At 62.5% G+C, this 4270-nt stretch carries 4 protein-coding genes and 1 pseudogene; all 5 read left to right on the forward strand.

What is annotated here, in order from left to right:
• The first annotated feature begins 26 nt into the window (after positions 1–26).
• Positions 27–818 carry a hypothetical protein gene (locus BRC58_09475; GenBank protein ID PSP16332.1) on the forward strand — a complete coding sequence of 264 codons (792 nt, stop codon included), beginning with the start codon at positions 27–29 and terminating at the stop codon, positions 816–818.
• A gap of 9 nt (positions 819–827) precedes the next feature.
• The gene (locus tag BRC58_09480; protein ID PSP16333.1) at positions 828–2612 is read left to right on the forward strand and encodes a hypothetical protein; all 1785 of its coding nucleotides are present in this window, start codon (positions 828–830) and stop codon (positions 2610–2612) included.
• Between the two features lie 524 nt (positions 2613–3136).
• Positions 3137–3232 (forward strand): annotated as a pseudogene (locus BRC58_09485) (LemA family protein).
• A 113-nt stretch (positions 3233–3345) separates the two neighbouring features.
• The gene (locus tag BRC58_09490; GenBank protein PSP16334.1) at positions 3346–4017 is read left to right on the forward strand and encodes a hypothetical protein; all 672 of its coding nucleotides are present in this window, start codon (positions 3346–3348) and stop codon (positions 4015–4017) included.
• Positions 4017–4270 (forward strand): hypothetical protein (locus BRC58_09495; GenBank protein PSP16335.1); only part of this gene is annotated, 254 nt, incomplete at its 3' end. The genes BRC58_09490 and BRC58_09495, both read left to right, overlap by 1 nt.

The following is a 4270-nucleotide window of genomic DNA, read 5'->3' on the forward strand; positions in this document are numbered from 1 at the left end:
TTTGTGGCCTCGGGAGGTAAGGCTTGATGCTACTCAAGCGCTCCAAAAACGGCAAGGCAAAAGAAAAACAAGCGGAGGAAACGAACGGAAACAAGCCCTCCGTTCTGCCTAAGTGGTCGAGCGGCAACCGCAATCTGTTGCCTGCCTTCGTGCTGATTACTGGTGCTATCCAAGTTTTGGTGCTTTTGGGTATGGCGGCAACCTGGCTGGCCATGGCTTCGCGGAAGCCACCGACCTTGGTTGAGCTGCAGGATGGTACCTCAGTACAAGTACGCCCACTAGGCTCGCGGGAACGCTCGGCCGAGGCCATTCAGAATTTCACCGTTAACACGCTCAGGCAGTTATTCGGCTGGACCGGCCAAGTACGCACCAACGATCCGAAAACTGCCAGCCGATTTAAGCCCGATCCGGGGGTACAGCTCGGCAACGGCGAGCGCATCGCGACCCCGACCTGGCGGGCGGGATTTGCGTTGTCCACCGGCTTTCGCGAGCCATTTTTGGAGCGGATTGCGGAGATGACGCCAGATGGGGTTTTCAAGAAAGATAAGAACCATCAGGCGGCCCTGGTAATGCGACGCATTGCTGAGCCAGAACAGATTGGCGTTGGCAAGTGGAAAGTTCCCATTGTCTCGGATTTGGTCCTATTTGAGAATGGCGATCAAGTGGGTGAGGCAGTCGCATTCAATAAAAACGTTTTCGTTCGGGCAATCGACACACCCGATTCACCTGCCCAGGAGAGCAGCAACAAGCAGCGGGCTATCTACCAGGCCCGCAAGGCCGGACTTGAAATTTACAAAATCGAGGACTTATCGCTCTAAGGAGGCGACATGGCACAACTCACGCACGAAGAACTGGCCAATCTTGCAGCCGCAGGCGTAGAAACGCCTACGGAAAATCCCCCTTCGGCCACCAAAGTCAAGACAGAGGAGACTGACAGCACCCAAGCCAATAACGAAGATACGTCCGGCGACAAATCGCAGGGCAGTACCGAGCAAGACGAACCGCAAGAACAAGCCGCCGGCGATAGCGAGGCCGAGGCCGAAGAAAGCATCCAAACTCAAAAGCGGCGTACGTACCTGCCGGCGCTCAAGCTAGGGGTGGCTGGTGTTGGCATGCTGCCGATCTTTCTGATTCTGTGGGGGATTCTGACAGATGGCACCAGCCCCCAAGTGGCGCAAAAGGCTTCGGAGAGCAATCAGAAGCAATTGGGGAGTAAGGTAGGGGAAGAAAAAGGCCGGTTAAAAACAGAACTAGCTGTCAAAAATCAAGAACAAGCGCTCAAAAAGCTAGAGCAGAGCAAGCAACAGAAACAGAAAAAGCCCAAGCAAGCGGAAAAGCAACAACCTCAGCAAGCCTCGCAACCGGCGCAGCCGGCCTCGCCAGAACCCGCGCAGCCGGTGGCGGCCTCGCCCTCGCCCTCGCCGCAACCGGCGCAGCCGGCCTCGCAGCCATCGCCATCTCCAGCACCGCAACCGTCGCCGCAACCGCAGCAGCCGCAGGTGGCGAGCCGGCCCGAGCCAGCGCCGCAGCCGAGCGCGCCTCAGGGCAGCGAGCCGGAACAAGACCCCATGGCGCAGTGGAAGCAGGCCGCGCAACTGGGCAGCTATGGTGAAAGCTCGTCCCAGGAATTGCAGGCGGCAGCCTCTAGCTCCGGCGCTAGCTCCTCAGGTGGCCCCCAGCTAGCCTCAGCTAGCGCGGGCAACGGCGCCAGCGCTCAACCGGCTAGCGCCAATAGCGGCGGCAGCAGCGGCTGGAGCATCCAAGGCGCCACCGGCTCATCCTCGGGTGGCTCCAGCGCGAGTGGTGGCAGCCAGCTCGCCTCCGCCAGCACGGGCGGCAGCGGCATCGGCAACTACCAGCCGCCGGGGCAGAGCCAGCGGCAGACCCAGCAGCGGCAGCAGCCGCAGGCGCGGCCGGCCGTTCGCCAGCGGCAGCGCCAACCGCAGGCCCAGCCGGCCGGCGCTTTCGAGGGCCGACAGGCTCAGGGCGACTCCATGGGCGGCGATCGCGTCATGCCAGGTGCAACGACGACTGGCGAGCTTCAAGTCCCTGTGGCCTGGAGCAAGGGCGGCTCGCCTCAACAAACCGTTGTCAGGTTAGACGGGGCGTTGGAGGCGAGCAACGGCGAGGAAGCGCTACCGGCAGGCGCGCTGGTCGTAGCCGAGCCGCAGTCGAGCGGTAGTGGCTTGGTACAGCTTTCGGCGACCAAAGCGATCGTCGAGCGCAACGGCCGACAGATCCAAAAAAACCTCCCCAGTGGGGCCATCCGCGTGGTTTCCGAAGGGGGCGAACCGCTGCGGGCGGATCGCCGCGATCCCAACACGGTCGGAAACGACATTGCTTCCGTACTTTTAGGGGGGGTCGGCAAGGCCGCCGAAGCCCTCAATCAGGGCAATCGCAGCATCCGGCTTAGTCAAGGCGCAGCCATCACCGAGAACGGCGACCCGAACATGTGGGCGGGCGCGGCCGAAGGCGCCGCGAAAAGCGCCTCTGAACTCCTAAAACAGCGCAACCAGCAGTCGCGCCAGCAGCAGCAGCAGCAAGCGCCGGTCTACGCCATCGACCGGGGCACCGACGTGCAGCTGATCGCGAATCAAGTCGTTGACATTTAAAGGAGCCAGCTATGAAACGACGGATTGCAACCAGTACCGCCACTGCTACCGCGATCGCCATTTTCGGCACGCTCGCACTGCCCCTGCCGCAAGCCAGCGCGCGGGAAGTCACCGAGCAGCAGGTGGCCTCAACCAGCTCGACCACTACGGTCAAAATCTGGCCGGGGCACGACCTGGCGCTCAACTTCATCCCCACTGGGAAGGTGATCACCAGCGCTCGGCTGGGCGATCCCTCCCGCATTGCCCTCGCCAGCGACGGGAATCTCACGGAAGGGGGCAAGGCGACCGTTATCTACCTGCGGCAGATCGAAAAAGTAAACTTTGACAAACTCCCCGAATCGGGCCGTGCGACCACGTTGCAGGTGGTGGCCCAAGAGCCGAATGGGGGCGAGCGGCGAATGTACAAGTTCCGCATCGTTCCGGTTCCCGGTGGCTCGCCCGAGTACACCACTCTCAACGTTGAGCCCTCGCAGCAACCACAGCCTGCGCGCCAGCCATCGCAGCCAGCACGCGGGCAACCGCAACCGGCCGAGCAGCCGCCGGCACCTCAGCCGCCGCAGCAGCGGCAGCCGCAGCAACAGCGGCCGGCGTTTACGAAGAAGCCCCAGCAGCAGCAGCAGGCATCGACTGGCCCGCAAGCCCAAGGCGGGGTTGGCAGCAGCCAGTCAGCCCCGCCCCAGCAAGGCAGCGATGGCCCGGCGAAAGCTCAATCTGAGCCTCCAGAAGTCGGCCAATGGCAGGTGGCTTCGCAGCCGAAGGGGAGTGGCCAAGCGAGCGACACGAGCTAAGCAATAGCGATCGCGAGGCCGTGGAGGCAGAGGCCGAACCGGACAAGGATAGCCAATCCCAAGCGCCCGACGGTGACAGTAGCGATCGCAACGCTACCTCATCTGAACCAGAGGAAGCCGGCGACTCAGCATCCGGCACGGATAGCTCGCAATCCACCGATAGCGAGGAGGCGGACGGCAACAGCCCGCAGGCCGAGCAGGACTCGATTGCTGGGGCTGAACTCGCTAAGGCGAGTGCCGAGCGAGATCCCATGAGCGAAGCCGAACGGAAAGAAGCAATCGGCATACTCAAAAGCGCGACCCAAGGTGCCGAGCACCCGGACTACGCCGAAATGAGCCAGAGCAAGCGTTCGGCCCACTTCGCGGGGCAAGCTCGGGCCGGGCTGACCGTTGCTCAAGAAAAGGGCGAGATCGGCGATTGGACGACGACTTGGCGTAAATCCCAAAACGCGATCGCTCAACTGCGCCGGGGCGCATCGCGCCAGCAGGCGGCCGAGCGAACCGGCCTTGATGTGGAAGTCCTTAACAACTTGATCCGCTACGGCCAAAAGAGCCAGACAGGCGCAGTGGCGGACATGCTGCACCCCGAGGGGAGCAAGCAAGCTAACGCTGACTGATGCAATTGCTTCTGCGGCTACTGCTGGCGTTTATCTTCGCCATATGCCTGGCCTTTGGACTGGGCGAGCGCCCGGCGGCAGCCGAGCTGGAGACAGTGACATTTGAAAACGAAAACGGCCAGACGGTCGAGGCGCCCGACTGGAGCGAAATCTCGTTTTCGGATTTCCCGGCCATCCAGCAGAGCGGCAATTTGCAGGTGGGGTCGGGACTAGGCTCCGAGCTGGGCTATGACCCGTCGCGCAGCTGGCAGGC

It is taken from the genome of Cyanobacteria bacterium QS_8_64_29, assembly GCA_003022125.1.
Lineage (GTDB): Bacteria > Cyanobacteriota > Cyanobacteriia > Cyanobacteriales > Rubidibacteraceae > QS-8-64-29.